The 24,849-nt window shown below is 71.9% G+C and carries 26 protein-coding genes and 1 pseudogene; 7 read left to right on the top strand and 20 right to left on the bottom strand.

Annotation, left to right across the window (positions count from 1 at the left end):
- Nucleotides 1-63: 63 nt before the first annotated feature.
- Nucleotides 64-633: a hypothetical protein gene (locus ACGFJ7_RS26930; RefSeq protein ID WP_360252525.1), complete on the bottom strand. Its 570-nt coding sequence runs from the start codon at nt 631-633 to the stop codon at nt 64-66.
- Between the two features lie 3 nt (nt 634-636).
- Nucleotides 637-1,065: a hypothetical protein gene (locus ACGFJ7_RS26925; RefSeq protein ID WP_360252522.1), complete on the bottom strand. Its 429-nt coding sequence runs from the start codon at nt 1,063-1,065 to the stop codon at nt 637-639.
- Between the two features lie 298 nt (nt 1,066-1,363).
- Between ACGFJ7_RS26925 and ACGFJ7_RS26920 the strand changes: the two genes are divergently transcribed.
- Complete coding sequence (locus ACGFJ7_RS26920; RefSeq protein ID WP_360252519.1) at nt 1,364-2,704, top strand: pentapeptide repeat-containing protein; 1,341 nt, start codon at nt 1,364-1,366, stop codon at nt 2,702-2,704.
- On the opposite strand, the gene ACGFJ7_RS26915 is transcribed toward ACGFJ7_RS26920, so the two are convergent.
- From ACGFJ7_RS26915 to mptB, 4 genes and pseudogenes are all read right to left on the bottom strand, one after another.
- On the bottom strand, nt 2,705-2,941 hold the full coding sequence (locus ACGFJ7_RS26915) for an esterase-like activity of phytase family protein (protein ID WP_360253148.1): 237 nt from the start codon (nt 2,939-2,941) through the stop codon (nt 2,705-2,707).
- Nucleotides 2,942-3,023: 82 nt separating this feature from the next.
- Nucleotides 3,024-3,197: pseudogene (locus ACGFJ7_RS26910) on the bottom strand (esterase-like activity of phytase family protein); the annotation flags it as partial.
- Nucleotides 3,198-3,798: 601 nt separating this feature from the next.
- Nucleotides 3,799-4,962, bottom strand: a complete 1,164-nt coding sequence (locus ACGFJ7_RS26905) for a glycosyltransferase 87 family protein (protein ID WP_392644411.1) — start codon at nt 4,960-4,962, stop codon at nt 3,799-3,801.
- On the bottom strand, nt 4,895-6,310 hold the full coding sequence (mptB, locus tag ACGFJ7_RS26900; RefSeq protein WP_392644410.1) for a polyprenol phosphomannose-dependent alpha 1,6 mannosyltransferase MptB: 1,416 nt from the start codon (nt 6,308-6,310) through the stop codon (nt 4,895-4,897). The genes ACGFJ7_RS26905 and mptB overlap by 68 nt, the downstream gene beginning before the upstream one ends.
- Nucleotides 6,311-6,359: 49 nt before the next feature.
- On the opposite strand from mptB, the gene ACGFJ7_RS26895 reads away from it, so the two are divergent.
- Both ACGFJ7_RS26895 and ACGFJ7_RS26890 read left to right on the top strand, forming a co-directional pair.
- Nucleotides 6,360-7,898 carry a hypothetical protein gene (locus tag ACGFJ7_RS26895; RefSeq protein ID WP_392644408.1) on the top strand — a complete coding sequence of 513 codons (1,539 nt, stop codon included), beginning with the start codon at nt 6,360-6,362 and terminating at the stop codon, nt 7,896-7,898.
- Nucleotides 7,899-8,089: 191 nt separating this feature from the next.
- Complete coding sequence (locus tag ACGFJ7_RS26890; RefSeq protein WP_392644406.1) at nt 8,090-9,802, top strand: ABC-F family ATP-binding cassette domain-containing protein; 1,713 nt, start codon at nt 8,090-8,092, stop codon at nt 9,800-9,802.
- Here the strand turns inward: ACGFJ7_RS26890 and ACGFJ7_RS26885 are convergent.
- Nucleotides 9,797-10,249 (bottom strand): Lrp/AsnC family transcriptional regulator, encoded by a 453-nt coding sequence (locus tag ACGFJ7_RS26885; protein WP_360252503.1) that lies wholly within the window; start codon nt 10,247-10,249, stop codon nt 9,797-9,799. The two genes, ACGFJ7_RS26890 and ACGFJ7_RS26885, sit on opposite strands and share 6 nt — an antisense overlap.
- Before the next feature lie 110 nt (nt 10,250-10,359).
- On the opposite strand from ACGFJ7_RS26885, the gene ACGFJ7_RS26880 reads away from it, so the two are divergent.
- Nucleotides 10,360-11,664, top strand: coding sequence for a Glu/Leu/Phe/Val dehydrogenase dimerization domain-containing protein (locus ACGFJ7_RS26880; RefSeq protein ID WP_392644404.1), 1,305 nt, complete (start codon nt 10,360-10,362; stop codon nt 11,662-11,664).
- 1 nt (nt 11,665) lies between these two features.
- Here the strand turns inward: ACGFJ7_RS26880 and ACGFJ7_RS26875 are convergent, their stop codons facing one another.
- From ACGFJ7_RS26875 to ACGFJ7_RS26830, 10 genes are all read right to left on the bottom strand, one after another.
- Complete coding sequence (locus ACGFJ7_RS26875) at nt 11,666-11,866, bottom strand: hypothetical protein (RefSeq protein WP_360252497.1); 201 nt, start codon at nt 11,864-11,866, stop codon at nt 11,666-11,668.
- A gap of 15 nt (nt 11,867-11,881) precedes the next feature.
- Nucleotides 11,882-12,799 (bottom strand): GIY-YIG nuclease family protein, encoded by a 918-nt coding sequence (locus ACGFJ7_RS26870; RefSeq protein WP_392644402.1) that lies wholly within the window; start codon nt 12,797-12,799, stop codon nt 11,882-11,884.
- Nucleotides 12,796-15,777, bottom strand: coding sequence for a bifunctional [glutamine synthetase] adenylyltransferase/[glutamine synthetase]-adenylyl-L-tyrosine phosphorylase (locus ACGFJ7_RS26865; RefSeq protein WP_392644400.1), 2,982 nt, complete (start codon nt 15,775-15,777; stop codon nt 12,796-12,798). The genes ACGFJ7_RS26870 and ACGFJ7_RS26865 overlap by 4 nt, the downstream gene beginning before the upstream one ends.
- 3 nt (nt 15,778-15,780) lie before the next feature.
- Nucleotides 15,781-16,566 (bottom strand): type 1 glutamine amidotransferase, encoded by a 786-nt coding sequence (locus ACGFJ7_RS26860; protein WP_360252487.1) that lies wholly within the window; start codon nt 16,564-16,566, stop codon nt 15,781-15,783.
- Between the two features lie 307 nt (nt 16,567-16,873).
- Complete coding sequence (locus ACGFJ7_RS26855) at nt 16,874-17,338, bottom strand: DIP1984 family protein (protein WP_392644398.1); 465 nt, start codon at nt 17,336-17,338, stop codon at nt 16,874-16,876.
- Nucleotides 17,339-17,377: 39 nt separating this feature from the next.
- The gene (locus ACGFJ7_RS26850) at nt 17,378-17,779 is read right to left on the bottom strand and encodes a hypothetical protein (protein WP_392644396.1); all 402 of its coding nucleotides are present in this window, start codon (nt 17,777-17,779) and stop codon (nt 17,378-17,380) included.
- Between the two features lie 18 nt (nt 17,780-17,797).
- Nucleotides 17,798-18,691, bottom strand: a complete 894-nt coding sequence (locus ACGFJ7_RS26845; protein ID WP_392644395.1) for a phosphatidylinositol mannoside acyltransferase — start codon at nt 18,689-18,691, stop codon at nt 17,798-17,800.
- A gap of 140 nt (nt 18,692-18,831) precedes the next feature.
- Nucleotides 18,832-19,869, bottom strand: coding sequence for an alpha/beta fold hydrolase (locus tag ACGFJ7_RS26840; RefSeq protein ID WP_392644393.1), 1,038 nt, complete (start codon nt 19,867-19,869; stop codon nt 18,832-18,834).
- 128 nt (nt 19,870-19,997) lie between these two features.
- On the bottom strand, nt 19,998-20,621 hold the full coding sequence (locus ACGFJ7_RS26835; protein WP_392644391.1) for a sensor domain-containing protein: 624 nt from the start codon (nt 20,619-20,621) through the stop codon (nt 19,998-20,000).
- Between the two features lie 71 nt (nt 20,622-20,692).
- Nucleotides 20,693-21,211 carry a GNAT family N-acetyltransferase gene (locus ACGFJ7_RS26830; RefSeq protein WP_360252472.1) on the bottom strand — a complete coding sequence of 173 codons (519 nt, stop codon included), beginning with the start codon at nt 21,209-21,211 and terminating at the stop codon, nt 20,693-20,695.
- Nucleotides 21,212-21,259: 48 nt separating this feature from the next.
- Between ACGFJ7_RS26830 and ACGFJ7_RS26825 the strand changes: the two genes are divergently transcribed.
- From ACGFJ7_RS26825 to ACGFJ7_RS26815, 3 genes are read left to right on the top strand one after another with little or no spacing between them, the layout of a single operon-like run.
- Entirely contained in the window at nt 21,260-21,694 is a 435-nt protein-coding gene (locus ACGFJ7_RS26825) for a hypothetical protein (protein WP_360252469.1), read from the top strand.
- Entirely contained in the window at nt 21,687-22,076 is a 390-nt protein-coding gene (locus ACGFJ7_RS26820; protein ID WP_360252466.1) for a nucleotidyltransferase domain-containing protein, read from the top strand. The genes ACGFJ7_RS26825 and ACGFJ7_RS26820 overlap by 8 nt, the downstream gene beginning before the upstream one ends.
- Complete coding sequence (locus ACGFJ7_RS26815; RefSeq protein WP_360252463.1) at nt 22,073-22,390, top strand: hypothetical protein; 318 nt, start codon at nt 22,073-22,075, stop codon at nt 22,388-22,390. Before ACGFJ7_RS26820 ends, ACGFJ7_RS26815 begins: the two co-directional genes overlap by 4 nt.
- Here ACGFJ7_RS26815 and ACGFJ7_RS26810 read toward each other — a convergent pair.
- The 3 genes from ACGFJ7_RS26810 to panB all read right to left on the bottom strand — a co-directional run bounded on the left by ACGFJ7_RS26810 (nt 22,359) and on the right by panB (nt 24,846).
- Nucleotides 22,359-23,585, bottom strand: a complete 1,227-nt coding sequence (locus tag ACGFJ7_RS26810; RefSeq protein ID WP_392644389.1) for an RNA polymerase sigma factor — start codon at nt 23,583-23,585, stop codon at nt 22,359-22,361. The genes ACGFJ7_RS26815 and ACGFJ7_RS26810 overlap by 32 nt on opposite strands.
- The gene (locus ACGFJ7_RS26805) at nt 23,582-23,944 is read right to left on the bottom strand and encodes a YciI family protein (protein WP_360252458.1); all 363 of its coding nucleotides are present in this window, start codon (nt 23,942-23,944) and stop codon (nt 23,582-23,584) included. The genes ACGFJ7_RS26810 and ACGFJ7_RS26805 overlap by 4 nt, the downstream gene beginning before the upstream one ends.
- Before the next feature lie 71 nt (nt 23,945-24,015).
- Complete coding sequence (gene panB / locus ACGFJ7_RS26800; RefSeq protein ID WP_360252455.1) at nt 24,016-24,846, bottom strand: 3-methyl-2-oxobutanoate hydroxymethyltransferase; 831 nt, start codon at nt 24,844-24,846, stop codon at nt 24,016-24,018.
- Between the last annotated feature and the right edge of the window lie 3 nt (nt 24,847-24,849).

The following is a 24,849-nucleotide window of genomic DNA, read 5'->3' as shown; positions in this document are numbered from 1 at the left end:
GCCACGGGTGAACTCGGTGCCGGCCGCGCCGGCCTCTGCGTGATCGGGTCGGGCGGGTGCGGGTCAGAGGTGGTCGCCGGCTCGGACCAGGTCGGGGATTTCGGTCAGTTCGATGGGCTCGGCTCGGGCTCGGAACTGGCGGTGGGCTCGCTGGCGGGGCTCCGGTGCCGTGCGGCGGGTGGGGCTGGCCAGGTCGATCAGGCGGCCGGCCAGCAGGACAAGGAGGCCGGGGATCGAGCTGCGGAACAGGTTGGCCGAGCTGGTGGCCCACAGGGAGTTCAGGTACTGCTGGAGGCGGGGGGCGTCGGCCTCGCGGACGCCGGCCCGTCTGATCTCCTCCTGGATGGGGGTGACGGGCTGGCCCCGGTAGACGGCCATGGCCAGGATCAGGTCGGACAGGGAATGGCGGCCGGCGACCCTGATGTGTGTTTCCACGGTTTTCAGGGCCAGGTCGATGCCGGGCGTGCGGGAGATTCTGTTCTCCAGGACGTCGTCGACCAGGGAATCGCGGATTCGCCACAGTTCGTTGCGGTGCCGGCTGTGTACGACGTGCATCCAGAGAATCATCAGGACGGTCGGCATGGTGGCGGTCATGACGAATACGGCGAAGAGGAGCGCCGTTGTCAATGTCATCACTCAACCTTCTGGGTCGGCCCGCTGCTGGAAGATTTTCACTTCGAGTCGGTCGTGTCGTACCCGCAATTCCTGGATTTTCTTCTTTCGTTCCCGGCTCTGTTTTCCGGTGATCGCCCAGCCGGTCGTCAGGCCGAGGCACAACAGGAGCAGCACGATGTTCAGCGCGTCGAACCGGATGTCCTTTCCGGCCAGGTCGTGCGCGATCGGCTGCAGCGCCGTGAGCGGCAGCCACACGCAGACGATCCACAATGCCACCCGCGCGCCCTGGAGCAGGTGATGGGTGAACTGGAAGACGAGCCGCGGCCGGCCCGGCCGGTCCCGCAACTGGGCGAGCTCACGCTCCGTTCGCTCGAGGCGTTCGCGCAATCGTGCGAGTTCCAACTCGTACCCGTCGTTCGGGCCGGACTGGTCTTCGATCGTTGAAGACATGCGCGGGATCTTAGCGTTGACACGCCAATTCTCCGCGAACCACGACGCGTTCGAAAATGCGAAATGAAATCACCTTCCCGTCTATTTCGGCGGCCGGCTTCTGCATCGTTACCGTTCCATTCGCGCGCCACTGTCAGCGATGCGACAGTCCCTTTCGTGTTACCATCTTAAAGCGGTGCAAAACGGGTCAGCGGCAGCGTACCCCTTTCGCGTGACGCCTCTGTGCCGCCACTTTCTTGATGTACGAGTATCTGCGGTCCGTAGTTCGAACGAGGCCGTGCCGGAGTGTGATCGACAGGTGAGGTATTTCGTCCGCGCCGGCTATCTCGGCTCGGCCGCGCTCATGGGTGCCGCCCTGGCGGTTCTGCTGCGGCCATGGCGGCACTGGGGGCCGGTCGACGCCTTCCTGGGGCGGCACTGGCTTCCGCTCCTCCTCATCACGAGCGCCCTGACGCTGTTCGCCGTGACGCTGGTCAGGCAATGGGGCCGCCCAAGGGTGATCGCCCCGCCGGCCACCGAGCCGATCAAGCCGCTGCGGCCCGTGCCGACGTGGGTCGTGCCGGCCGGTGCCCTGCTGGTCAGCGGGGCCACGGCGCTGGCGATCCTGTGGCTGCTGCACATCGCCAACCACGCGCAGGGCAACGCGGCGCAGGTCGCCCAGCTCAAGGTCACCGCTTTCCGTACCGGCCTGACCGTGGGCGCCGGCATGGCCGCGGGGCTGGGACTGCTGCTGGCGTTGCGCCGGCATCAGCTCGCGGAGCGGACCCAGCAGGCCACCGAGTACGACGCGGCGGAACGACGGGTCACCGAGCTGTACGCGAAGGCCGCCGAACATCTGGGCTCGGACAAGGCGCCCGTACGGCTCGCCTGCCTGTTCGCTCTGGAACGGCTCGCGCAGGAGAACCCGAGCCAGCGGCAGACGGTCGTGGAGGTGGTCTGCGCCTACCTGCGGATGCCGTGCGACGGCAGCGAGGCGCCGATGCCGGAGCCGGCGAGCGCGGTGGATCCGCGAGAGGAACGACAGGTCCGCCTGGCGGCTCAGGAGATCCTCACCCGCCACCTGCGGCCGCGGCAGAAGGGCCCGAACCGGACGCTCACCGAGGACCCGAAGTACTGGCCGGGCATCGAGCTCGACCTGAGCGGCGCCGTGCTCCACAACTTCAACCTGGGCGTCGGCAACGTCAAGTCGGCGAAGTTCACCGGCACCCATTTCGCCGGGGTGGCGCATTTCAACTCGACCGAGTTCGCCGATTTCGCCGCGTTCGGCGGCGCGACCTTCGACGGCAACGCGTTTTTCCGGGAGGCGGTGTTCGGCGGCAAGGCCTGGTTTCAGAACGCCGCTTTCCACGGGAAGGTCAGCTTTGAGGACGCGGTCTTCCAGGCCTCGGTCATGTTCCACTCCTGCGTGACCAAGGGCGAGGTCACGTTCACCAACGCCGAGGTGGTGCCGGACGCCTGGGCCGAATACATCCTGCCGGCCGGTTTCCGGCACGACCCGGACGAGGGCCGCATCGTCGCGGTGGCCGAGGCGCCACCGGCCGTCACGAAGCCCCGAGCCCGAAAGACTCGAAGGCCCGTGACGACCGATGGCGACGCTGGGCACGAGACCACTGTACCCGCGACTAGGCCGGGTTCCTAGTCAGAAGATGCGGCCCAGGCGCAGGAAGACGGTTTCGCCGGTGGCGTCGTCGAGGGCGTCGTTGTCGGTGACCGCGTACGCCTGGCCGTTGCCGGCGATCGCCAGCCCCTCGACCTTGTCCTGCACCCAGCCGTGGCCGGCCTTCAGGGCCGGCAGCAGGTCCTTGACCAGCTTCTTCCGCACGGCCGGGACGCCGGTCCAGGTGGCCGGGACGTCGAACTCGTAGACCTTCTTGATCGAGGCCTGGGGGCCGCACGCCGCCCGACTCGGCCACGCCTTCGAAACCGTTCGTGGTGACGACGGCGGCGATGTCGGCCGGCAGCGGGATCTCCTGCTGGACGGCGCCGCGCGCGTCGAAGCGTACGAGCAAGTTGGGTTTGGCCGCGGAACCCTCGACGCCCAGCCAGTAGCCGCCGTTCTTGCGCGCGGCGATGCCCTCGGCGTCGTACCCCATCGGCTTGTTGTTCCTGGTGACCGTGAGCTGGCGGGTGATCTCGGCCGGGCCGCGGGAGACGGAGACGGTGAGGATGCCGGGTCGGGGTGTAGGCCGAGTCGGTCACCGAGACCAGCTTGTCGCGGGTGCCGGGGACCGCCGACAGGGCCGACAGCGTGCCGAACGGGATCTCGTCGCGGGAGACGATCGACGGGAAACCGGCTCGGCCCACGCCGTAGATGGTGAGCGAGCCGCGGATGTTCGCGTCCGGGATCTCCTCTTCGCTGGAGACGATCACCAGACCGCGCGACGGCACCACGACGACGCCCACGGGGCCGTTCGAGGTCGGCAGGAGCTGCCGGAACTTCGGCCGGCGCGGGTTCGACACGTCGTAGACGGCGGTGAAGTTGCCGCGCTCGGCGTTGACGACCAGGTACGGCGTGCCGTTGACGCGCGCGAAGGCCACGTTCTCGGGCTCGATGCCCTTGGCGTCCGAGCGCTTGTCCGGGTAGAGGCCGTGCTCGACGGCGATGTGCTCGAGCGTGTTGCCGGCGTCCCAGACGACCCGGCCGTCGCGGGAGAAGATCGTCCAGCCGCGGCTGCCGCCCTCGTAGTCGCCCTCGTCGGCCGAAGTCGTACGGCGTCTAGGCACGCTCTCTGGCTACAGAAGGATCTTGTCCTCCTGGTGGACGTCAGAAGAACGACGGGTGCCGATGGGTGTCCAGATCAGCAGGGCCAGGCTGAACCAGACATAGAAGTTGCCGCCGATCAGTTCCAGCGGCGGGCGCGGCCGCTTCTCCCACCACCAGGTCAACCGCGAGGTCATGATGACGTACGCGGCCGCGCCGAGCCACAGGGGCCGCCGGTCCCGCCCCGACAGGCCGACGTCGACGCAGCGCACGATGGCCGGGATGAGCCAGACGCAGTGGTGGATCCAGGTGACCGGGCTGATCAGGCACCCGAGGACGCCGGTCAGGGCCAGGCCGCCCATGATGTCGTCCGGCTGGGCTCGCACCCGCCAAGCCCAGAAGACCAGGGTCAGGAGTACGCAGGCGAGCCAGACCTTCGACTCGACCTGGTCGATGTGCAGCCGCGCCAGGAAGCCCCGCTCCGACTGGTTCGACAGGAACGAGAGCACGCCGACCCGGTTGGTGTCCCACAGGGCGGAGGTCCAGAACTCGCGCGACTCGTCCGGGAAGACCGCGGCGGCCACCAGGCTCACCCCGGCCGCGGTGCCGGAGGCGGTGATCGCGGCCCGCCAGCGCCGGGTGACGAGCAGGTAGAGGATGAACACGCCCGGGGTCAGCTTGATCGCGGTGGCCAGGCCGATGCCGACGCCGGCCCACTTGCGCCCCTTGGCCAGGCCGAGCAGCAGGTCACCGGCGACCAGCGTGAGCAGGAGCGTGTTTACCTGCCCGAAGGTGATCGTCTCGCGGACCGGCTCGAAGGCGATGGCCAGGCAGCACGCGACCGCGAAGGCGAACCAGACGGTCCAGCCCTTCCGCTTGATCAGCGGCGAGACGAACCACCAGGTGAGCAGCGCGGTGGTCAGCACGGTGGCGACGATGGCGATGACGACGACCACGCCGAACGGCAGGAACGCCATCGGCGCCATCACCAGCCCGGCGAAGGGCGGATAGGTGAAGCCGTACGGCGTGCCGGGGCGCAGCCAGTCGTAGACCATGCCGCCGTCGCCGCGGAACCAGTACTGGATCGCGCCGTAGTAGACCTTCGAGTCGAAGTACTCGTTACGCGTCTCAGCCAGGTAGACGACGAACAGCGCGATCAGCGCCAAGACCGCGACTATTCCGATTTTTCGCTTCATGTAGTGCTTTCCACGCTAAATAGATTACGAAGGCCGTCATGAGGATGGCGCCTTGGGACTTCACGGCCAGCGCCACGTTGTAGCCGTCGGGGAGACAGAGAGCGGCGGCGACGGCGCACGGGACGACCAGCCGGCGCAGATGGTGGTGCAGGGTGGCGGCCAGGACGGGCAGGGCCCAGACGGCGTACCAGGGGTGGAAGACGGGGGCGAGCAGAACGGTCGCGGCGAGGGCGTAGCCGGTGTGCAGGAGGGGGTCGCGGAGGCGGGCGCGCCACCAGAGGAGCACGAGGACCACGGCCAGCAGGCCGATGCCGATCAGGCGGGTGACCGGTACGGCGTCCGGGCCGAAGAGGCTGACGGTCATGCCGATCGCGGTGGGCGGGGAGGTCCACTGGACGGAGGCGCCGCTGCCGGCCAACCCGGTGATCCAGCCGAAGCCGCGCCCGGAGAACAGGGACGCCGCGGCCAGGGCCACCAGAACGCCGGCCGCAAGCTCGCCCCCGGCCCGCACGTAACCGGCTGTCCTTCCCGCCGAGGCGGCCCGCGACCGCAGCGCCAACCAGAAAGCGAACGGCACCACCACGACCGCCGTCGCCTTCACGCCGATCGCCAGGCCGAGCAGCAGGCCCGCGGCCCACGTCCGGCGGCTGCCCATGGCCACGGCCAGGCCCGCCACCAGGAACCCGACCATCACCGCGTCGTTGTGGGTGCCCGAGATCAGGTGGATCGGGATCAGCGGACAAGCCAGGGTCAGCCAGACCGCACGGCCCAGCGGCACCTCCGAGCGCCTCGCCAGCGCCGGCAGGCACACCGCGATCAGGGCCACGCCGAGCACGGCGATGACCCGCAACGCCGCCAGGGTGCCGGCCAGCGAGCCGCCCACCTTGACCGCCAGGGCCGCCAGCAGCAGGAACACCGGCCCGTAGGGGGCCGGCGACGACAACCACGTCGGCGCCACGGCGGACGCCCACGGGCAACCCAGGTCGGTCACCCCACCCGCGTACGGGTCCAGGCCCGCCGCCTGCTGCCAGCCCTGACAGGCGTACGAGTAAGCGTCGTAACTTCCCAGCGGAAGGAACGGCAGCAGCGGCACCGCCCACAGCGCCGCCGTCGTGTACGCCCACCGGGCCGTCGGCGCCGCGCGGACGCCGGCCACCCACGCGCCGATGATCAGGAGCGTGCCGAGCAGCCAGGCGAGCGGGAGGGCGACACCGTTCTCACCGGCGAAAATCGTGCGCGGCGTCACTGTGGGCTCCCACGGGCTGCTCGCGCCGCCGAGCCAGGCGGCCACCGCCAGCAGCAGACTCCCTGCCAGGCCCACATATCGGACGGCGGTGGAGCGGGGCATGGCGAGCACCCTACCGTGACACGCCGCGACGCCGGGTAGGGTCTGGCGCGTGTGGGCTCGGCACCGGCTGGAGTGGGTCACCGCCGTGGTCGCGGCGGTGCTCGGCGCCGTGTACCTGCTGCTCCCCCCGATGGGCTCCGACCTGGCCGCTCAGGTCGCCCGGGCCGAGTTCTTCGCCGCGCACGGCTACACCCCGATCGACCTGCGGTGGTACGCCGGGGTCGACCAACTGGGCTACAGCCTGGTCTCCCAGCCGGTCATGGCGATTCTGGGGGTACGCCTGACCGGCGCCCTGTCTCTCGTCGGCGCCTCGGTCCTGTTCGCGGTCCTGCTGCGCGCCACGTCGGCGAAGCGGCCGTGGCTGGGTGCCCTGGCCGGCACGGCGTGCATCGCCGGCAACCTGGTGAGCGGCCGGGTCACGTACGGCCTCGGGGTGTTCTTCGGTCTTGCCGCCCTGGTTCTGGTGACCCGCCGCCGGGCCTGGCTCGCCGCCATCCCCGCCCTGCTCGCCGGCGCCACCAGCCCGGTGGCCGGCCTGTTCCTGGGCCTGGCCGGCGTGGCCCTGGCCGTCGCCGGGCCCCTCTCGCGAGGTCTTCTCATCGCCGTGCCGGCCGCGCTTCCCCTGGCGGCGCTGTCCCTGCTGTTCGGGGACGGGGGCTGGATGAACATCAGCCGGACCGACACCGTGCGGGCCGTGGTGGCGAGCCTGGCCGTGGCCGTCTTCGTTCCGCGCCGGCCGGTACGCGTGGCGGCCCTCCTGTCGGCCGCCGGCGTCCTCGCGTCCGCGCTGATCCACACCCCGGTGGGGCTCAACGCGACCCGCCTCGCCGTGATGTTCACGCTGCCGGTGCTGGCCGCGTACGCGACCTGGCCCTCGTGGCGTGGCCGCGAACGGCCCATGCCGCTGTGGGCGGTGGCGATCCTGCTGGTGGCGGCCTGTTGGTGGCAGCCGCCCGTCGTGACCGGCGACCTTCGGGACATCGGCGATCCGGCCGCCGAGCGGAGCTACTTCACTCCCCTGCTCGACCGGCTCGCCCAGGAGAAACTGACCGGCCGGGTCGAGATCCCGCCGACGCGGGACTACTGGGAGGCCGCCCACATGGGCGACGTCCCGCTGGCCCGCGGCTGGCTCCGCCAGGCCGACATCGACCGCAATCCGCTCTTTTTCACGACCATTCCCGGTACGACGGGTACGGGCGCCCCCCTCACCGCCGGCACCTACCGCGCCTGGCTCGACGAGCTGGCCGTGCAGTTCGTGGCCGTCCCCGACGCCGAGCCGACCTGGTCCGGCCGTCCCGAGGCGGAGCTGATCGCCGGCGGCCTGCCCTACCTGAACCCGGTGTGGAGCGGAGAGCATTGGCGGCTGTACGCGGTGACCGGCCCCCGCCCGCTGGTCGGCACCCCCGCGACCCTGGTCACCCAGACCGCGAACACGATCACCTTCGACGCCCCCTTCACCGGCGACGTGGTCCTGCGCGTGCGCTTCTCCCGCTGGCTGACCGCCTCGAACGGCGCCCGGGTGGACCGCGACGGCGACTGGGTACGCGTCCACGTCCGCACCCCCGGCCGCTACACGCTGACCAGCTGACTTAATTCGGATGCTCCGGGTCTTGGCGCCCGATAGCCTGGCCGCCATGTACACAGGCATCGCGTTCATGAGGTTGCGCACCCGCCGCTGACGGCGGCGCCTCCTCGTCTTCCTGTCGCCGCCGTCTCGGTGTCCCGCCGGAGCGGCCGTTCGACGCTGCCCCGGCTCCATTCCGAGCTGCGGAGCTTCCTGTGCCTGTTCGTACCTTCACACCGTCCCCCTCCGGCGATCACCTCGCCGGTGACCACGCGCACCTACGCGCCCTCGCCGGTGACCACGCGCACCTGCGCGCCGAGAACGTCAGCGTCACCCTCGGCGCCCGCCGAGTGCTCACCGAGGTCTCCGTCACCGTCTCGCAACGGTCCCGCCTGGCCATCGTCGGCGAGAACGGCTGCGGCAAGACGACCCTTCTGCGGGTCCTGGCGGGCCTCCTGACACCGGACCAGGGCCGCGTCCACCGCGTAGGCAGCTTCGGCCTGGCCGATCAGGCCCTCCCCGCCGATCCGGGCCTGACCGTGGGCACCCTCACCGGCGAAGCCCTGCGCGACGCCCACACTGCCCTGGCCGCGCTGGACCAGGCCACCCGTGATCTGGCCGACGGCGACCGCGTGGAGGTCCGCTACCCGGCCGGGCCGGACCAGGCCACCCGCGATCTGGCCGACAGCGACAGCCCGGAGGACCGCTACCCCGCCGCGCCCGACCAGGCCAGCCACGCTCTGGCCGACGGCGACAGCGCGGAGGACCGCTACGCCGCCGCGCTGGAGCTGGCCACGCGGCTGGACGCGTGGGATGCCGAGCGGCGGGTCGATGTCGCGCTCGAAGCGCTCGGGGCCTGCGCCGACCGGGAACGGGAGCTGCGCACCCTCTCCGTGGGGCAGCGCTATCGGGTGCGGCTCGCCTGTCTGCTCGGGGCGCGCTACGACCTTCTGCTCCTCGACGAGCCGACCAACCACCTGGACGCCGGTGGGCTCGACTTCCTCACCGCGCGGCTGCGCGAGCACGGAAGCGGGTTCGCGCTGGTCAGCCACGACCGGGCGCTGCTGCGGGACGTGGCCGGGGAGTTCCTCGACCTCGACCCCACCTCCGACGGGCGGCCCCGCGTGTACGCCGGCGGCTACGACGGGTGGCAGGAGGGGCGCCGGCGGGATCGGCGGCGCTGGGAGCAGGACTTCGAGGAGCAGCAGGCCGAGCGTCAACGGCTCACCACCGCGGTCGGCAAGGCCCGCGATCGGCTCAGTACGGGCTGGCGCCCGCCCAAGGGCACCGGCCGGCATCAGCGCCAGACCCGCGCGCCCGGTGTCGTGCAGGCCCTCAACCGGGAGCGGGAAGCCCTCGACGCGCACCGGGTCACGGCTCCCGCGCCGCCGCCGGCCCTGCGGTTCCCCGAGCTTGCGGTCCGGGCCGGCCTGCCCCTGGTGCGGGCTCACGGCGTACACCTGGAAGGCCGGCTGGACCACCCGATCAGCGTGAGTGTCGACGGGGGTGACCGGCTCCTGGTGACCGGGCCGAACGGCGCCGGGAAGTCGACGCTGCTGGCGCTGCTCGCCGGAAAGCTCGAACCCACGGGTGGCACCGTGCGGCGTTTCCACCGGATCGCGTTCGTCGAGCAGGAGGTCTCGGCCCACCAGGCCCCGCGGGAGCATTTCGGCCTGCTCGACGCGGAGGCGCTGCGCACCCCGGCCGACCGGCTGTCACTGGGTCAGCGGCGCCGGCTCGACCTCGCCGCCCACCTGGCCACCCGGCCCGACCTGCTGATCTTCGACGAGCCCACCAACCACCTGTCGGCGGCGCTGGTGGACGAGCTGACCGAGGCGATCCGCACGACGCCGGCGGCGGTGATCGTGGCGACGCACGACCGGCAGCTGCTGTCCGACCTGTCCGACTGGAGGAGGCTGGTTCTATAGCGGCCCGAGCACCCGGTTCCGCGTGTGCTGATAGATCACCGAGCTTCGGAAGCCGACGATCTCGCGGCGCTGGCTGAACTTGTCCATCAGGAAGGAGTGGAGGGCGTCGACGCTCGGCACCGCCACGTGCACGAGGAGATCGTCGCCGCCCGCCACCACGAAAACCGACAAAACCTCGGGCAACCCGGTCACGTACGCCTTGACGCCCTCGATCACGTCGCGGCTCATCGGGCGCACCTGCAGGTGGAGGAAGGCCTGGACGTGCCGGTTGAGCGCGGCCAGATCGACCTCGGCGTGATAGCCGGTCAGCACACCCCGGTCGCGCAGCAGCCGCACGCGCTCCAGGCAGGTCGAGGGCGCGACGCCGACCAGCCGGGCCAGGTCGCGGTTGGTCAGCCGGGCATTGTGCTGCAACTCCCGCACGATCGCCGAATCAATGTCGTCCACCGTCCCCCACTTCCCGGCTCTCGCCGAACTTCGTTCGGCAAGTCTGCGCCGGGCCCGGGCAGGCGTCTAGCTTTCGCAGCAAGGACCGATTTAGTTGTACGGAGGAAGCGATGTTCCCGCACGAGCGAGTGGTGATCCGCCGCGGCGCGGAGTCCGGCCTGCCGATCATCGTCGCCGTCCACTCGACGGCCCTGGGGCAGGCTCTGGGCGGGTGCCGGATGAAGGCGTACCCGCAGTGGCGCGACGGCCTCGAGGACGCCCTGCGCCTGTCCGCCGCGATGTCCGAGAAATGCGCCCTGGCCGGCATGCCCCACGGCGGCGGCAAGACCGTGATCGTCACGCCCGCCCACGACTTCGACCGAACGGCCGCCCTGCACGACGCCGGCACAGTGATCGAGGAACTGGCCGGCCTCTACGCCACGGGCCCCGACGTCGGCACGGGCCCCGCCGACATGGTCACCATCGCCGACCGAACCAGCCACGTCTTCTGCCGCCCCACCACCCACGGCGGCAGCGGCGATTCCTCGCCGGCCACCGCTTTCGGAACCGTGGCCGCTCTCAAAGCCGTCTGCGCCAAGCTGTCCGGCCAAAGCCCCGCCGCCCCGCTGACCAGCAACCCGGCGGCCGCCCCTTCGAGCGGGCGCAACGCGTGGGCCGCCCCTTCGAGCGGGCACGCGGCAAGCGGCCCTTCGAGCGGGCACGCGGCAAGCGGCCCTTCGAGCGGGCACGCGGCAAGCGGCCCTTCGAGTGGGCACCACACGGCGAGCGCCCCTTCGAGCGGGCGGAACGCCGGGGGCCGCGTGCTCAGCGGGCCCAACGCCACCGGCGGCACAATCGATGTCGGGGATGTCGGGGATGTCCGGGATGTCAGGGATGACGGGCTGGCCGGGCGTAGCTTCGCGGTGCTGGGGCTCGGGCATGTCGGGGAGCGCGTCGCCCGGCTGCTCGCCGAGGCGGGCGCCAAGCTGGTGGTCAGCGACATCGACCCGGCCCGGCGCGAGGTGGCCGCCGAGCTCGGCGCGACGTGGGCGACCCCGGAGGAATGCCTGACCGCGGAGGTGGACGTGCTGGTCCCGGCCGCGCTGGGCGGCCTGCTGACCCCCGCGGTGGTTCCCGCCCTGCGTTGCCGAGCCATCGCCGGCCCGGCCAACAACCAGCTGGACGCCCCGGCCACCGCCGGCCTGCTGCACGAGCGGGGCATTCTCTGGGCGCCCGACTACGTCGTCAGCGCCGGCGGCGTCCTGCGCGCCACGGCCGTCGAACTGCACCACGAGACGCCGGCCCAGGTGACCGCCCGCCTGAACGGCATAGCGTCCACCCTGACCGGCATCTTCACCGCCGCCGAGCGCGACGGCGTCACCCCGGCGGCCGCGGCGGCGAACGAAGCCCGGCGCCGGATGAATCCGCGGGGGTGAGTTACCAGGCGAAGCGGCGGCGCTTCTTCTGGGGCTGGCGGCCGAAGCCGGCCAGCAGGTCAGCGCCTTGGCGCATGTAGCGGGTGGTGCGGGTCGGGCCCTTGCGCGCCTCGAGCCGATCGCTCAGCTTGCGGAAGCCGGCGGCGGCGAGGGGGATCGCGACGGCCATGATGACGAAACGGCGAACCAGGCTGAAAATCATGGAAGGTACATACCCCTAGGAACCGGATGGAACACTCTCCGCCACTAATCGGGTGGCCAGTTCCGCGTTGCGGTTCGCGAAGTCGCGCCACTGCGGCGGGGTCCGCGCCACGTGCGGCTCCGCCGCCCGCTGGGAACATCCGCGCTGTTCCCAGCCGCTCAGGCGCCCGGCTCGGATCTGGAAACGTACCAATACCCCGCCGGACCAGCCGTACGCCTCGGCGTCGTCGCCCGGGGTCAGCGTTGTCACCTTCTGCTCGGCCACCACCCAGTCGACCGCCTCGATCTCCTGCTGGATGCGGGCCGCCAGTTCGAAGCCGAGCCGCTCCGAGGCCCGGTCCCGCAGCTCGGCCAGCCGGGCCCGCACCGCGGACACCGCGGCCGGCTCCCGGCGCAGGACCGCCGTGATCAGCGTGACGAAGTGGTCCCGGTCGCCCGCGCCGACGCCGAGGATCGCCGCCATGTCGCGCTGTGAACCGCCGAGCCGGTCGGCCGTGTAGCGCAGCGGCAACACCCGTTCCAGGGCCGAAACGGCCAGCCGGGCCTGCGTACCCCCTAGATAGGGTCCGAAGATCAGGCCACCGGAAGCCACCGGCGGCCAGTGCACCGCCTGGAGGGTGAAGTCCGCGAGCCGGATGCAGAACGGCACCTCCTGGCCACCGCGGGTCCGGTTCCAGCGCGGCTTGGATCGTTCCAGCAGGTTGCGTTCGAGCCAGGCCGCCTCGTGCACGGAGTCGCAGGTCAGCGCCTCGATCCGGGTGATCTGGGGAACCATCCGGGCCAGGTGGCGGCGCTTGCCGAGATCGGTCCAGTACGAACCGACGCGGTAGCGCAGCTCGGTGGCCCGGCCGATGTAGAGCACCCGCCCGCGTACGTCCCGAAAGCGGTACACGCCGGGCGCGACCGGCAGCCGGGGCACGAGCGAGCGGCTCAAGAGTCGAGGACCCGTTCCATCGCGGCCCGGGAGCGGCGGGTCAGGCGCAGGTAGCGGTCGACGAACTCGCCCGGGTCGCCGCCGCCGAGCAGTTGCACCGTGCCGGCCAGCTCGACGCCGTGCCGGGGCAGCTGGTCGGTCGGGCGGCCGCGGACCAGGGTCAGCGCGTTGCGCACCTGGGCGGCCAGCGTCCATCCGGCCGTCATCGCCGCCGCGTCGACCTTGTCGACCAGCTTGGCCTTCACCGCCGCGTCGAGAGCTTCCAGGGTGCGCGTTTTCTGCAAACCGGTGATGGCGTACGCGTGAAGCAGTTGAAGTAGTTGCACAGCCCACTCCACGTCGGACAGGCCGCCGCGCCCGAGCTTGGTGTGTGTATGCGGGTCGGCGTTGCGGGGCAGCCGCTCGACCTCGACCCGGGCCTTGATCCGGCGGATCTCCACCACCTGCTCGCGGGTGAGGCCGCCCTCCGGGTAGCGGATCGGGTCGGCCAGTCTTTCGAACTCGCGGCCCAGCGACTCGTCGCCGCAGACGAAGCGGGCCCGCAGCAGCGCCTGCGCCTCCCACACCTTCGACCAGCGGGCGTAGTACTGCTGGTAGGCGGCCAGGCTCCGGACCAGCGGGCCCTGCCGTCCCTCGGGCCGCAGATCAGCGTCGATGCCCAGCTCGGGGTCGGGCGCGGGCGCGCTCAGCGACCGGCGCAGTTCCTCGGCGATGGCCAGCGCGGCCGAGCCGGTGTCGGCGCCGTCGTAGACGAAGAGCACGTCGGCGTCGGAGGGGTAACTCATCTCGTAGCCGCCGAGCCGGCCCATCCCGATGATCGCGAAGCGCATGCCGTCCGGGGCCGGCTTGGCCCGGCGGGCCACGGCCAGGGCCGCGTTCAGGGTGGCGTCGGTGACGTCGGAGAGGGCGATGCCTATCGCGTCGACGTCCAGCGGCTGGGCCGGGGCCAGCTCCTCGGCCCGGCTCAGGATGTCGGCGCAGGCCAGCCGGAACAGTTCGCGCCGGCGCAGGGCCCGGATGGCGGCGATCGCCTTGACCGGGTTGTCGGCGTGCCGCTCGGCCGCCGCGACGAAGCCGTCGATCAGCGACTCGCGCTTGCGGGGCTGAAGCTCGGCGTCGTCGGCCAGCAGCCGCAGCGCCTCGGGGTCGCGGGTGAGCAGGTCGGTGGCGTAGCGGGACAGGCCGAGCACCCGGGCCAGCCGCAGCGCGACCGGGCCACCGTCGCGCAGCAGCCGCAGATACCACGGGGTGCTGCCGAGCTTGTCGGAGACGGTCCGGTAGTTGAGCAGGCCGCGGTCGGGTTCGGGGGCGTCGGCGAACTCCTGGAGCAGCATCGGCAGCAGGTGCCGCTGGATGGCCGAGGTGCGGGTGACGCCGCCGGTGAGCGCCTGGAGGTGGCGCAGTGCGCCGGCCGGGTCAGCGAAGCCGAGCGTCTTGAGCCGGCGGCCGGCCGACTCGGTGGTCATCCGCAGCGCCTCGGCCGGCACCCGGGCCACCGCCTCGAGCAACGGCTGGTAGAGCAGCTTGATGTGCAGGCGGCGCACCTGGGCGGCGTGGCCGACCCAGTCCGAGCGGAACGCGCCGACCGCGTCGCGGCCGGGCATCGCCGTGTAGCCGAGGGCCGCCGCCAGCCAGCGGAGTCCGTCCGGGTCGTCGGGCACGGTGTGCGTACGCCGCAATTGTTGCAGTTGAAGCCGGTGTTCGACGCCGCGCAGGAAGCGGTAGCCGCGCAGCAGGGTCTCGCCGTCCTCACGGCCGACGTAACCGCCGGCGACCAGCGCGCGCAGGGCCGGCAGGGTGCCGCCGGAGCGCAGCGTCTCATCGACGCGGCCGTGCACCAACTGCAGCAGCTGGACGGCGAACTCGATGTCGCGCAGCCCGCCCGGACCGCGCTTGATCTCGCGGTCGACCTGGTTGGCCGGCACATTCTCGATGATCTTGCGGCGCATGTCGCGGACGTCGGCCACCGCCTCGGGCCGCTCGGCCGCCTGCCACACCAGCGGGGCCAGGTCGTCGATCCATTGCTGGCCGAGCGCCCGGTCGCCGGCCGCGGGCCGCGCCTTGAGCAGGGCCTGGAACTCCCACGTGCGGGCCCAGCGCCGGTAGTACGCCTGGTGGCTGGCGAGCGTGCGGACCAGCGGGCCGCGACTGCCCTCGGGCCGCAGCGCGGCGTCGACCGGCCACGCGACCTGCCCGCAGATCTCGATGAGCCGGGCCGCGACCGCCGTACCGGCGCTCAGGTCCTCGTCGCTGTCGGCGACGAAGATGACGTCCACATCGGAGACGTAGTTGAGCTCGTTGCCGCCGCACTTGCCCATGGCGACCACGGCCAGGCTGGGCTCCTTGGGCAGGCCGGCGACCGCTATCGCGTACGCCGCACCCAGCGTCTCGTCGGCCAGCCGGGACAGCGCCGCCATGGTCGGCTCGAGGCCGCGCCCGCCGGTCAGGTCGGCCGCCGCGATCCGCAGCAGCGACACCCGGTAGGCCCGGCGCAGCTCGGGGATGCTGGGCACGCCGTCGACCTCGAGGCCGCCCTCGGCGTTCGGCGGCAGGCCGGTCTTGCCGGTGACCAGCACCCGCCAGTCGTCCGGGTTGGCCACCAGGTGGTCGCCGAGCGCGGACGACGCGCCCAGCACGGCGATCAGGCGCCGGCGCAGGCCCGCGTCCTGGGCCAGCGCCGCCACAATCTCGTCGGTGGCGGCGTTCGTGGTGATATCCCCGCCGGGACCGGTGACCGGGCCGCCGTTGTCCCGGGCCTCGGCCCGGCCGGCCGCGTCGACCAGCCGGTGCAGCTGGCGCAGGGCCAGGGTCGGATCGGCCGCGCGGGACAGCGCGGTGAGCAGTTCCGCGGCTTCGGCACCGGCCGGCGCCTGGGCCTCGGTGTCCCACAGGCGCAGGCCGCTCGGGCCGACCAGGTCGGCGGCGCGCACCCCGTCGTCGGCGAAGCCGTACCGGGCGAGCCGGCTGGGCCTGGTCACGGCTTACTGCCCCAACAGCGGGAGGGTACGGCCGGTGCCCGGATTCGGTATGTCGGCGTCGGGCAGGGTGCCCAGGGCGAGGGAGGCGAACCGGGCCGCGAACGGCTGCCACACCTCCTCGACGTCGGCCAGCTGCTCGACCGTGGCGAACAGGACCGCCTCGGGGTCGTAGCCCAGCTCGTCGATGGTGGCCCGGTCACCGGCCACCCACTCCTCGATCATCGGAGCGTCGCACTCGATGTGGAACTGCAGGCCCCAGGCCCGGTCGCCGAGGCGGAACGCCTGGTGCGGGTAGCGGCTGGAGGCGGCCAGCAGGACGGCCCGGAGCGGCAGCTCGGTGATCTCGTCGCGGTGCCACTGGATCACGTCGGGCAGCAGCGGCACCCACTTGAACAGCGGGTCGGTGTCGGCGGCGTCGCGCTTGCCGACCAGGCCGGGCCCGATCTCGGGGCCGGAGGTGCTGCGCTCGACCAGGCCGCCGTGAGCCGAGGCGAGCAGCTGGCCGCCCAGGCAGACGCCGAGGGTGGGCACGCGGTGGCGCACGGCCTTGCGCAGCAGCCCCTCCAGGGCCGGGAACCAGGGCGCTCCGGGCGCGCCGGCGGCGTCGGGGTACGCGTCCTGGTCGCCGCCCAGGACGATCAGCGCCAGATATCCGTCGAGCTCGCCGGGGAGCTGGTCACCGGCGTGCGGGCGCAGCACGGTCAGCTCGAGGCCGGCCTCGGTCAGCCACTCCCCCAGCCGCCCCGGGCCGTCGGTCGGATCGTTCTCGATGACAAGTGCGGTGGCCACGCCCACGAGGCTAACGTGTGCACCCACGGCAGCGCCGCAGCGTCTACGAGTCTCGACGCTCGCTGCCTTCTGCCTCTTGGTTCCTGAGCGACGCGGAGTTCCCCGATCCCGCCCTCGCCGTCGTGGATCTGCGCTCGGTGGTGTGCCGTGCCCTGTGCGCCGTCACCTGTGCCGTGTGCTGGGCATGCGATGTGTGCCGGGGAGTCGAACCCCCGCGCCTGCCCCCGGCGCGCCAGGAGTGAGCCGGATTGCCCGCCGGCTCTCGGGTTTGCGCACGCCTCCACGTCGGTTACCTGCTCCGCGTCGATCAGTCGAGCAGATCGACCTCCCAGTTGACCCGTTGAATCAGCGTGTCCACCTCTCGGATCTGCCGGGCGAGGTCATCGGCCTGGCGGCGCAGCTCGGCCACCGGTAGCGCCGGGATCATCTTCAGCTCGGAACGCAGCTGCCGGTATCCGCGCTGGCCCTCACCGGCCGCGGCGTCCGCCGCGGACGTGACCACGCTGTGGCGCAGGCGCAAGACGTCTCGCCGGGCGAGCGCGTCGGTCAGCGTGCCGCCCTCGACCCGCGTCGCGGCATTGGTGCGGTTGATCCGCCTGACCAGCGACTCAAGCTCGGTGAGCACTTCGCCCGCCTCGGCGAGCAGCGCCACCGCGTCCTCAGCGGGGGCCTCGCCCTCCTGGTAGCGGGCGCTGCCGGTGATGCGGGAGCGGAGCTGTTCCGCACGGCGCGACGCATCCGCGCGCAGCGCGAGAGCTTCGGCAAGTTTCATCGGAGCAGTATGGCCATCCGAGATCGGTTCCGCATGGTGTCAGTGCCTCAGGATCCGCAGCTCGTCGCCCCAGCTCTCGATGACAGGCGTGAGGACGGGGACCGTGAGCCGGCTGTCGAAGGCCGCGCAGGACTCTTCGACGCGCTGGAATGCCGCCCGGATCGCTGCGGGGTCGCCGGCCAGGGTGGCTGTCAACAGGGGGAGCAGTTTCTCGCCGGGCCAGCGGGTCAGGGGGTGCCGGCGGAGTTCCCAGGGCAGGTACTTGTTATAGGGGCGTACCCGTCCTTCCAGTGTGAATATGACGTCCAGGAGCCATGGCATCGACTCGGCGGCGTCCAGTCGTCGTTCCAGCGATCGTCCGTCGCGATCGTTCTTGAGCGCGCGGTAGGCGAAGTTGAGCCAGCCGTCGAACCGGTCGTGCTCGACGAGGATCGAGATCACCCCTGCGGCCGACAGAACCTAATCGACGAAGTACTTCTGCAACATGTGCCAGTCCTCGGGGTGGGCGGCGATGCCCTCCGCGTAGGCGTCGGCCAGCGCCTGTGTCATCGCGGCGATCTTCTGCTGGCGGGTGCCGTCGGCCGGTACCGGGATCTCGGGGTGGACTCTGATGCCCATCCGGCCCGGGGCCGGGTACCACAGGTTCACCGGGTGCAGCGCGCAGCCGGTCAGCACCGCGAGCGCCGCCGGGCCGGCGGCCATCCGGGTGGTCTCGCCGAAGAAGTCGACGCGGACGCCGGAGGCGCTGAGGTCGCGGTCCGCGACCAGGCAGACCGTGCCGCCCGACCGCAGCCGCCGGGCCAGGGTCCCGACGACCGAGGGGCCGCCGTCGTGCGGCAGCACCTCCATCCCGAGCTTGCGACGGTAGTCCCAGAACTGTTCGGCCACCGCCTCGGGCTTGAGGTTCTCGGCGACCGTGGTGAACTCGATCCCGTACGCCGCGGTCAGCCAGGCGCCGGCGTGGTCGTAGTTTCCGGTGTGGCCGAGCGCCAGCATCGCGCCGCGTCCCGAGCGGATCACGCCGTCGAGGCGCGCCCGGTCCTCGTCGGCGATGTCGACGCTGTCCAGCACACGGCTCCGGTCCCACCGGTTCAGCCGGAACGCCTCGCAGTAGTAGCGCAGCGCCGATCGCATGCCCGCGCGGGACGTGGCGGCGAGAACTTCCGGCGTCGCGTCCGGGCCCAGGACCCGGCGCAGGTTCGCCTCCAACCGCAGCACCGGTCCGCTCCGCCGCTTCCACAGCTGATCGGCGACGCGCTCGAACAGGCGGTAGGCCGCTCTCTCCGGCATGGCCCCGATCAGGGACCAGGCGGCCCGATAGCCCCAGACGACGGCCCGATCCTGGACGGTCATGCGGGGACGGACGGGGTCCAGCGGGCGACCGGGACCGGACCGGCCTCAAGATCGATGAGCATCGGCCCATTGTGCCGGTTGTCGATGGCCGTCCGGCGTGTGCCCTCGCCGGGCGGCCACCCTCCCCCCGGGTCAGGCTTTTACAGCCGGTCGGCGTCCACCACGGCCTGGGCGAACTCGCGCGGGGCCTCCTGCGGGACGTTGTGACCGACGTTGAAGGTGCGGTGCCGGTACTTGCCGGTGAAGTGCGACCGGTAGGAGCTGCCGTTGCCCTCGGGCGTGAACGGGTCGTACTTGCCGTCGATTGTGATCGTCGGCACGGAGATCGGCGGCGGGGGCACGACCTGCAGCTTCTTCTCGATGTCGGCGTACTCCGGCTCGGCCGGGGCCAGGCTCAGCCGCCACCGGTAGTTGCCGATCACGATGGGCACGTAGTCGGGGTTCTTGAACGCGGCGGCCGTACGGTCGTAGACGGCCTGCGAGAACTTCCAGGTCGGCGAGTTGAACTTCCAGATGAACTGACCGAGTTCCGAGGTGTACGTGGTCAGGCCCTTCACGCCGCGCTCGGTGGCGAAGTAGTACTGGTACCACCAGTCGTTCTCGGCCGCCGGCGGCAGCGGCGACAGGTTCGCCTCGAGGTTGGTGATCAGATATCCGGTCACCGAGACGAGCGCCTTGACCCGCTCCGGCCACAGGGCGGCGATGATGTCGGCGGTGCGCGAACCCCAGTCGTACCCGGCGAAGACGGCCCGCCGGATCTTCAGCTTGTCCAGCAGGGCGAGGATGTCGAGGGCGAACGCGGCCTGGTCGACGTTGCGCGGCGTGGAGGCCGACCGGAACCGGGTGCTGCCGTGCCCGCGGAAGTACGGGACGATGACGCGGTAGCCGCGGGCGGCGAGCAGCGGGGCCACGTCGACGTAGCTGTGGATGTCGTACGGGAAGCCGTGCAGCAGGATGACCGGGGTGCCCTTGGCCGGCCCGAGGTCGACGTAGCCGACGTTCAGGACGCCGGCGTCGATCTGCCGCACCGGCCCGAAGTGCCCGGCCTTGACGCTGGTGCTGGTGACGGGGGCCGCGGCCTCGGCCGCCCCGCCCATGACGAGCGGTGCGACGCCGGCGGCCAGCGCGGCCGAGCCGGCCGCTTGCAGGAACTGACGACGGGGATTGCTGGTGACCATGAGAAGACTCCCTGGCGAGATCGACTGTGGACGCGCACCTCACGGTCACACGCCGCCCACCGGCCCCAACCCAGGGAAACCCCCTGGTGCCGCCCCCGGCACGGGTCCTAGGTGACCCAGCCCACCGGCTACCGGGGGCGGGAACCCAGCAGCGCGCGGGCGAAGCCGGCCTCGAGGCGGGCGGCGGCGCGGACCACCAGGGGCAGGGTCGCGCCGAAGACGACGGCGGTCACGAGATAGAAGACGACCGAGGTGCCGTACGACTCGCCGAGCCCCAGCCAGTACGTCACGTCGTGGTCGTCCGGACCGTTCGGGAGCGCCCAGCCCCACGCCGCCCAGGTCAGGCCGCCGAGCAGGCCGGCCCACCAGGCCACGACGAAGGAGAACGCGATCGTGTTCGGGATGAACCGCACCATGGCGTGGGCCAGGTCGCGCCAGGCCCGCGGGTCGGCCAGGCGGTGCAGTGCCGGCCCCGTACGGTAAACCGGGTCTTCGAGGTCTTGACCCAGAACCGCGCCGGCGCGCCGGCGCTCCGCGGCGGCGAAACCGCGGGCGGCCACGAGGGCGGCGACGAGAATGGGCACTCCGACCCAGACCACCGCGAGGCCGAGGCCGAGCGAGAAGGCCGTCACGGAGACGGTGAGGGCGGCGATCCCGATCGGGAATCCGGTGAGGACATAGCGGGTGTCGGCGCCGATCCGCGCGAACAGGCGGACGGTCATGACCGGGGCTTCGAGCTGCGTCGTCGTCATGGGAATGACGCTAGGCAGCAGGCTGCCCCGAACCGATCCGGTGAGCTGGCCGATCGATGGTAGGGCCAGCCCTACCTGTCCTTCGCGTGAACCGCCACGGGTTGCCCGTGCCCCGGAACGACGGTGTCGAACTCGTGCCGCAAGCCCAGCTTCTCCATGACCCGCCGCGACCGGTCATTGTGGACATGCCGGATGCTGACGACCCGGTCGAGCCCACCGTCCTCGAACCCGAACCGCAGGGCCTCGGCCGCCGCCTCGGTCGCATAACCCCGTCCCCAGTACGGCCGGGCCAGCCGCCACCCGATCTCCACGGCCGGCATGACCTCGGGCAGGAAATCGGGAACGGAAAGACCGGCCCACCCCAGCAGTACGCCGTCGGCCCGCCCCTCGACCGCGAACAGGCCGAATCCGTGCCGCTCCCAGACCTCCCGGATCCGCCGCAGCCGGGCCGCACTCTGCTCCCGGTCGAGCACCGACCCGTCGAGGATGTACCGCATCACCTCGGGATCGGCGTTCATGGCCGCGAGCGCGTCGAGATCGTCATCCCGCCATTCCCGCAGCACCAGCCGTTCCGTTTCCAGCGTGACCATCCACCCACCGTCCGCGATCTCGCGGGACCGCGCAACTAGGATTTCGGCGTGCGGTCGACGAGAGTGATGGTCATGCTGGGGCTCGTGTCCCTGGGAGCCTGCACCGACGATCCGGCCCCGGTCGTCGCGCCCTCGCCGTCGCCGCCGGCCACCACCGTGTCCGTCGCGCCCTCGCCCTCGACGCCGGCCGCTCTTCCGCCGGTGGAGGGCGGCCGCACCATCGCCCGCCGGGAAGACATGACGGGACCGTGGAAGGCCACCGTCGGGGCGAAGAAGGACAGCGGCGCTCTCGATGTCGTCGTCACCTGCGCCGGCGGCGGATTCGTGACCGTCGGCTATGGGCCGGCCACGTTCGAGACCCCTTGCGACGGTACGACGGTGAACAGCACCCGGGACGAGGCCATCGGGCCGGGCACGGTGACCGTCGCCGTCACGCCGGACGGCGACCAGCCGTGGTCTCTCCTCGTGACGCGCGGTGGCTGACGTCCTCGGCTCGGTGCTGGCCCGGGCCACCGCCGACCCCAACGTCCGCGGGGTGATCCTGACCGGGTCGCGGGCCCGGGGCACCGAGACCACCCACTCCGACTACGACGTGACGATCGTCGTGGCCGAGCAGGAGCAGCCGTGGCGGCACGACATCCGCACCCACGTGCTCGACGAGGTGGTCGGGACCGTGGCCGCGCTCACCGACACCTCCGTGCACTGGAACCGGTACTCCTATCGCGGCGCGAAAGTGCTGCTGGACCGGCTCGACGGGGGCATCGCCGAGCTGGTCGAGCGGCAGGCCACGTTCACCGAGGCGGAGGCGGCCGGGCACGCGCGGACAACCTGGACTCGTACATCAATCAGCTCTACCGGTGTGTGAAAAGCCGCCGGGACGGGTTCGCCGAGGCCGCGCTGCTCGACCAGATGGAGAGTCTGCCGTGGATGCTGGAGACCGTGTTCGCTCTGCACGGGCGGCTGCGGCCCTACAACAAATACCTGGCGTGGGAGCTGGCGAACTTTCCGCTGCCCGAGCCGTGGAACACCGCGCTCCGGCCGGACCGGGTCGGCCTGGCCGCGCTGAGCTTGTTCCCCGAGGTCGAGGCTCTGGCCCGGGACCACGGGCTCGATGCGGAGCTCGGCAGCTGGGGTGACGACATCGATCTCATTCGGCGAGCCGGGCGCGGCGACGGGTGAGATAGGCCCGCTCGGCCGGGTTGCCGGTGAGGGCGACGGCCCGGTCGTACGCCGTACGCGCGTCGCCGTCGCGGCCGAGGCGCCGGAGCAGGTCGGCCCGGGCGGCGTGGAAGGCGTGGTAGCCGGCCAGCGGCTCGGTCAGCCGGTCGATCTCGGCCAGGGCGGCGGCCGGGCCGTCCACCTCGGCCACCGCCACCGCGCGGTTGAGCCGGACGATCGGCGACGGGTCGAGCCGGGCCAGGGTGTCGTAGAGGGCGACGATCGTGGCCCAGTCGGTCTCCCCCGGCTCGGCGTGCACCGAGTTGATCGCGGCCAGCAGCTGGTAGCGGCCCGGCCGGTCGCCGCCGGCGGCCACGGCCGCGACGCGTTCCCCGATCAGGGCCGTGGCCTCGGCGATGAGGGCGCGGTCCCACCGGGCGCGGTCCTGCTCGCCCAGGGGCACCAGCTCGCCGTCGCCGGAGACGCGGGCCGGGCGGCGGGCGTCGATCAGCAGCAGCAGGGCCAGCAGGCCGGCCACCTCGCCGTGGTCCGGGATCAGGCCCCGGAGCAGGCGGCCCAGCCGGATCGCCTCGTCGGTGAGGTCGGCGCGCACCGGGTCGTCGCCCGCGCCGGCCAGGTAGCCCTCGTTGAAGATCAGGAAGACGACCGCGAGGACGCCGGCCAGCCGTTCGCTGATGTCGGCGGCCGAGGGCACCCGGTACGGGATCCGGGCCGCCCTGATCTTCGTCTTGGCCCGGGTGAGCCGCTTCGCCATCGTCGCCTCCGGCACCAGGAAGGCGCGGGCGATCTCGGCGGCGGTGAGGCCGCCGAGCAGGCGCAGGGTCAGGGCCACCCGAGCCTGGACGGCCAGGGCGGGATGGCAGCAGGTGAAGATCAGCCGGAGCCGGTCGTCCTCGATGGGGCCGGCCGGCTCGGGCGGGGTGTCGTCGTGCACCATCCGGGCCGCCTCGTGCTTGGCGTCGCGCTGCGACTCGCGACGCAGCCGGTCGATCGCCCGCCGGGTCGCGGTGGTGACGAGCCAACCCCCGGGATTAGGGGGTACGCCGTCGCGCGGCCACCGCTCGGCCGCGGCCGCGAAGGCGTCGGCGGCCGACTCCTCGGCGAGGTCGAGGTCGCCGAAGCGGCGGGCCAGGCCGGCGACCACCCGCGCCCACTGTTCGCGGTGGGCGCGGACGATCGCCTGCTCGGCGGTCACTTCCAGCGGAAGCCGGGGCCCCGGAACCGGTGCACCTCCTGCGGCCAGTCGAGCACGACCGCGAGCCGTCCGGCCCAGTAGCGGGCCGTCTCGTCGTCGGGGACGTCCACGACACAGAAGCCGCCGAGGTGCTCCTTGGTCTCGGTGTACGGGCCGTCGGTGAAGACCGGCTCGCCGTCGACCGCCACGACGCCGCACAGCGCGGTGGACCGGTCCAGGCCCCCGTTGGTGAAGATGAGAACGCCCTGGTCCCGCATCTCATCGACCACGGCCCGCGCTGCCTTGCCCTTGTCGCTCAACTCCTCGGGCGTGTGCTCCCGGACCCACTCGTCGTTGAAGGTGATCAGGTATTCGGTCATGGTCGCTCCTCTGGAGTGCTAGCCGGACACTAGTTCCACGAACGGCTCGGCCTCCAGAGGACAGGGGGCTTTCAGAAGGTGTGTTCGGCCGAAGGGAATTCGCCGCCGCGGACCTCGGCCGCGAACTGGCGTGTGGCCTCGGACAGGATGCCCGACATGTCGGCGTACTTCTTGACGAAGCGGGGGGCCTTGCCCGTCCGCAGGCCGACCATGTCCTGCCAGACCAGCACCTGGGCGTCGGTGTCGGGGCCGGCGCCGATGCCCACGGTCGGGATGTCGAGCTCCTTGGTGATGGTCTTGGCGACCTCGCCCGGGACCATCTCGAGCACGACGGAGAAGGCGCCGGCGTCGGCGACCGCGCGGGCGTCGGCCACCACCAGGGCGGCCGACTCGTCGCGGCCCTGGACCCGGTAGCCGCCCAGCGTGTGCTCGCTCTGCGGGGTGAAGCCGACGTGGCCCATGACGGGGATGCCGGCGCCGGTCAGGGCCTCGATCTGGGCGGCGACGCGGCGGCCGCCCTCGAGCTTGACGGCGTGGGCGCCGCCCTCCTTCATGAACCGGACGGCGGTGCGCAGGGCCTGCGTGGGGCCCTCCTCGTAGCTGCCGAAGGGCAGGTCGGCCACGATGAGCGCGGTCTTGGTGGCGCGGACGACCGCGCGCACCAGCGGCAGCAGCTCGTCGACGGTGACCGGCAGGGTGGTCTCGTAGCCGTAGACGTTGTTGGCGGCCGAGTCACCGACGAGCAGGACGGGTACGCCGTTCTGGTCGAAGATCGCGGCCGTGTACTGGTCGTACGAGGTCAGCATGGGCCAGCGGTCGCCGCGGGCTTTCGCGGCCTGAAGGTCGCGGGTCCGCACGCGGCGGGTGGCCGGGCCCCCGTACAGCGCAGAAATTTCCGACATTTC

The organism is Actinoplanes sp. NPDC048988, from assembly GCF_043197815.1.
GTDB lineage: Bacteria > Actinomycetota > Actinomycetes > Mycobacteriales > Micromonosporaceae > Actinoplanes.
This window is presented reverse-complemented; position numbering and strand designations above follow the sequence as displayed.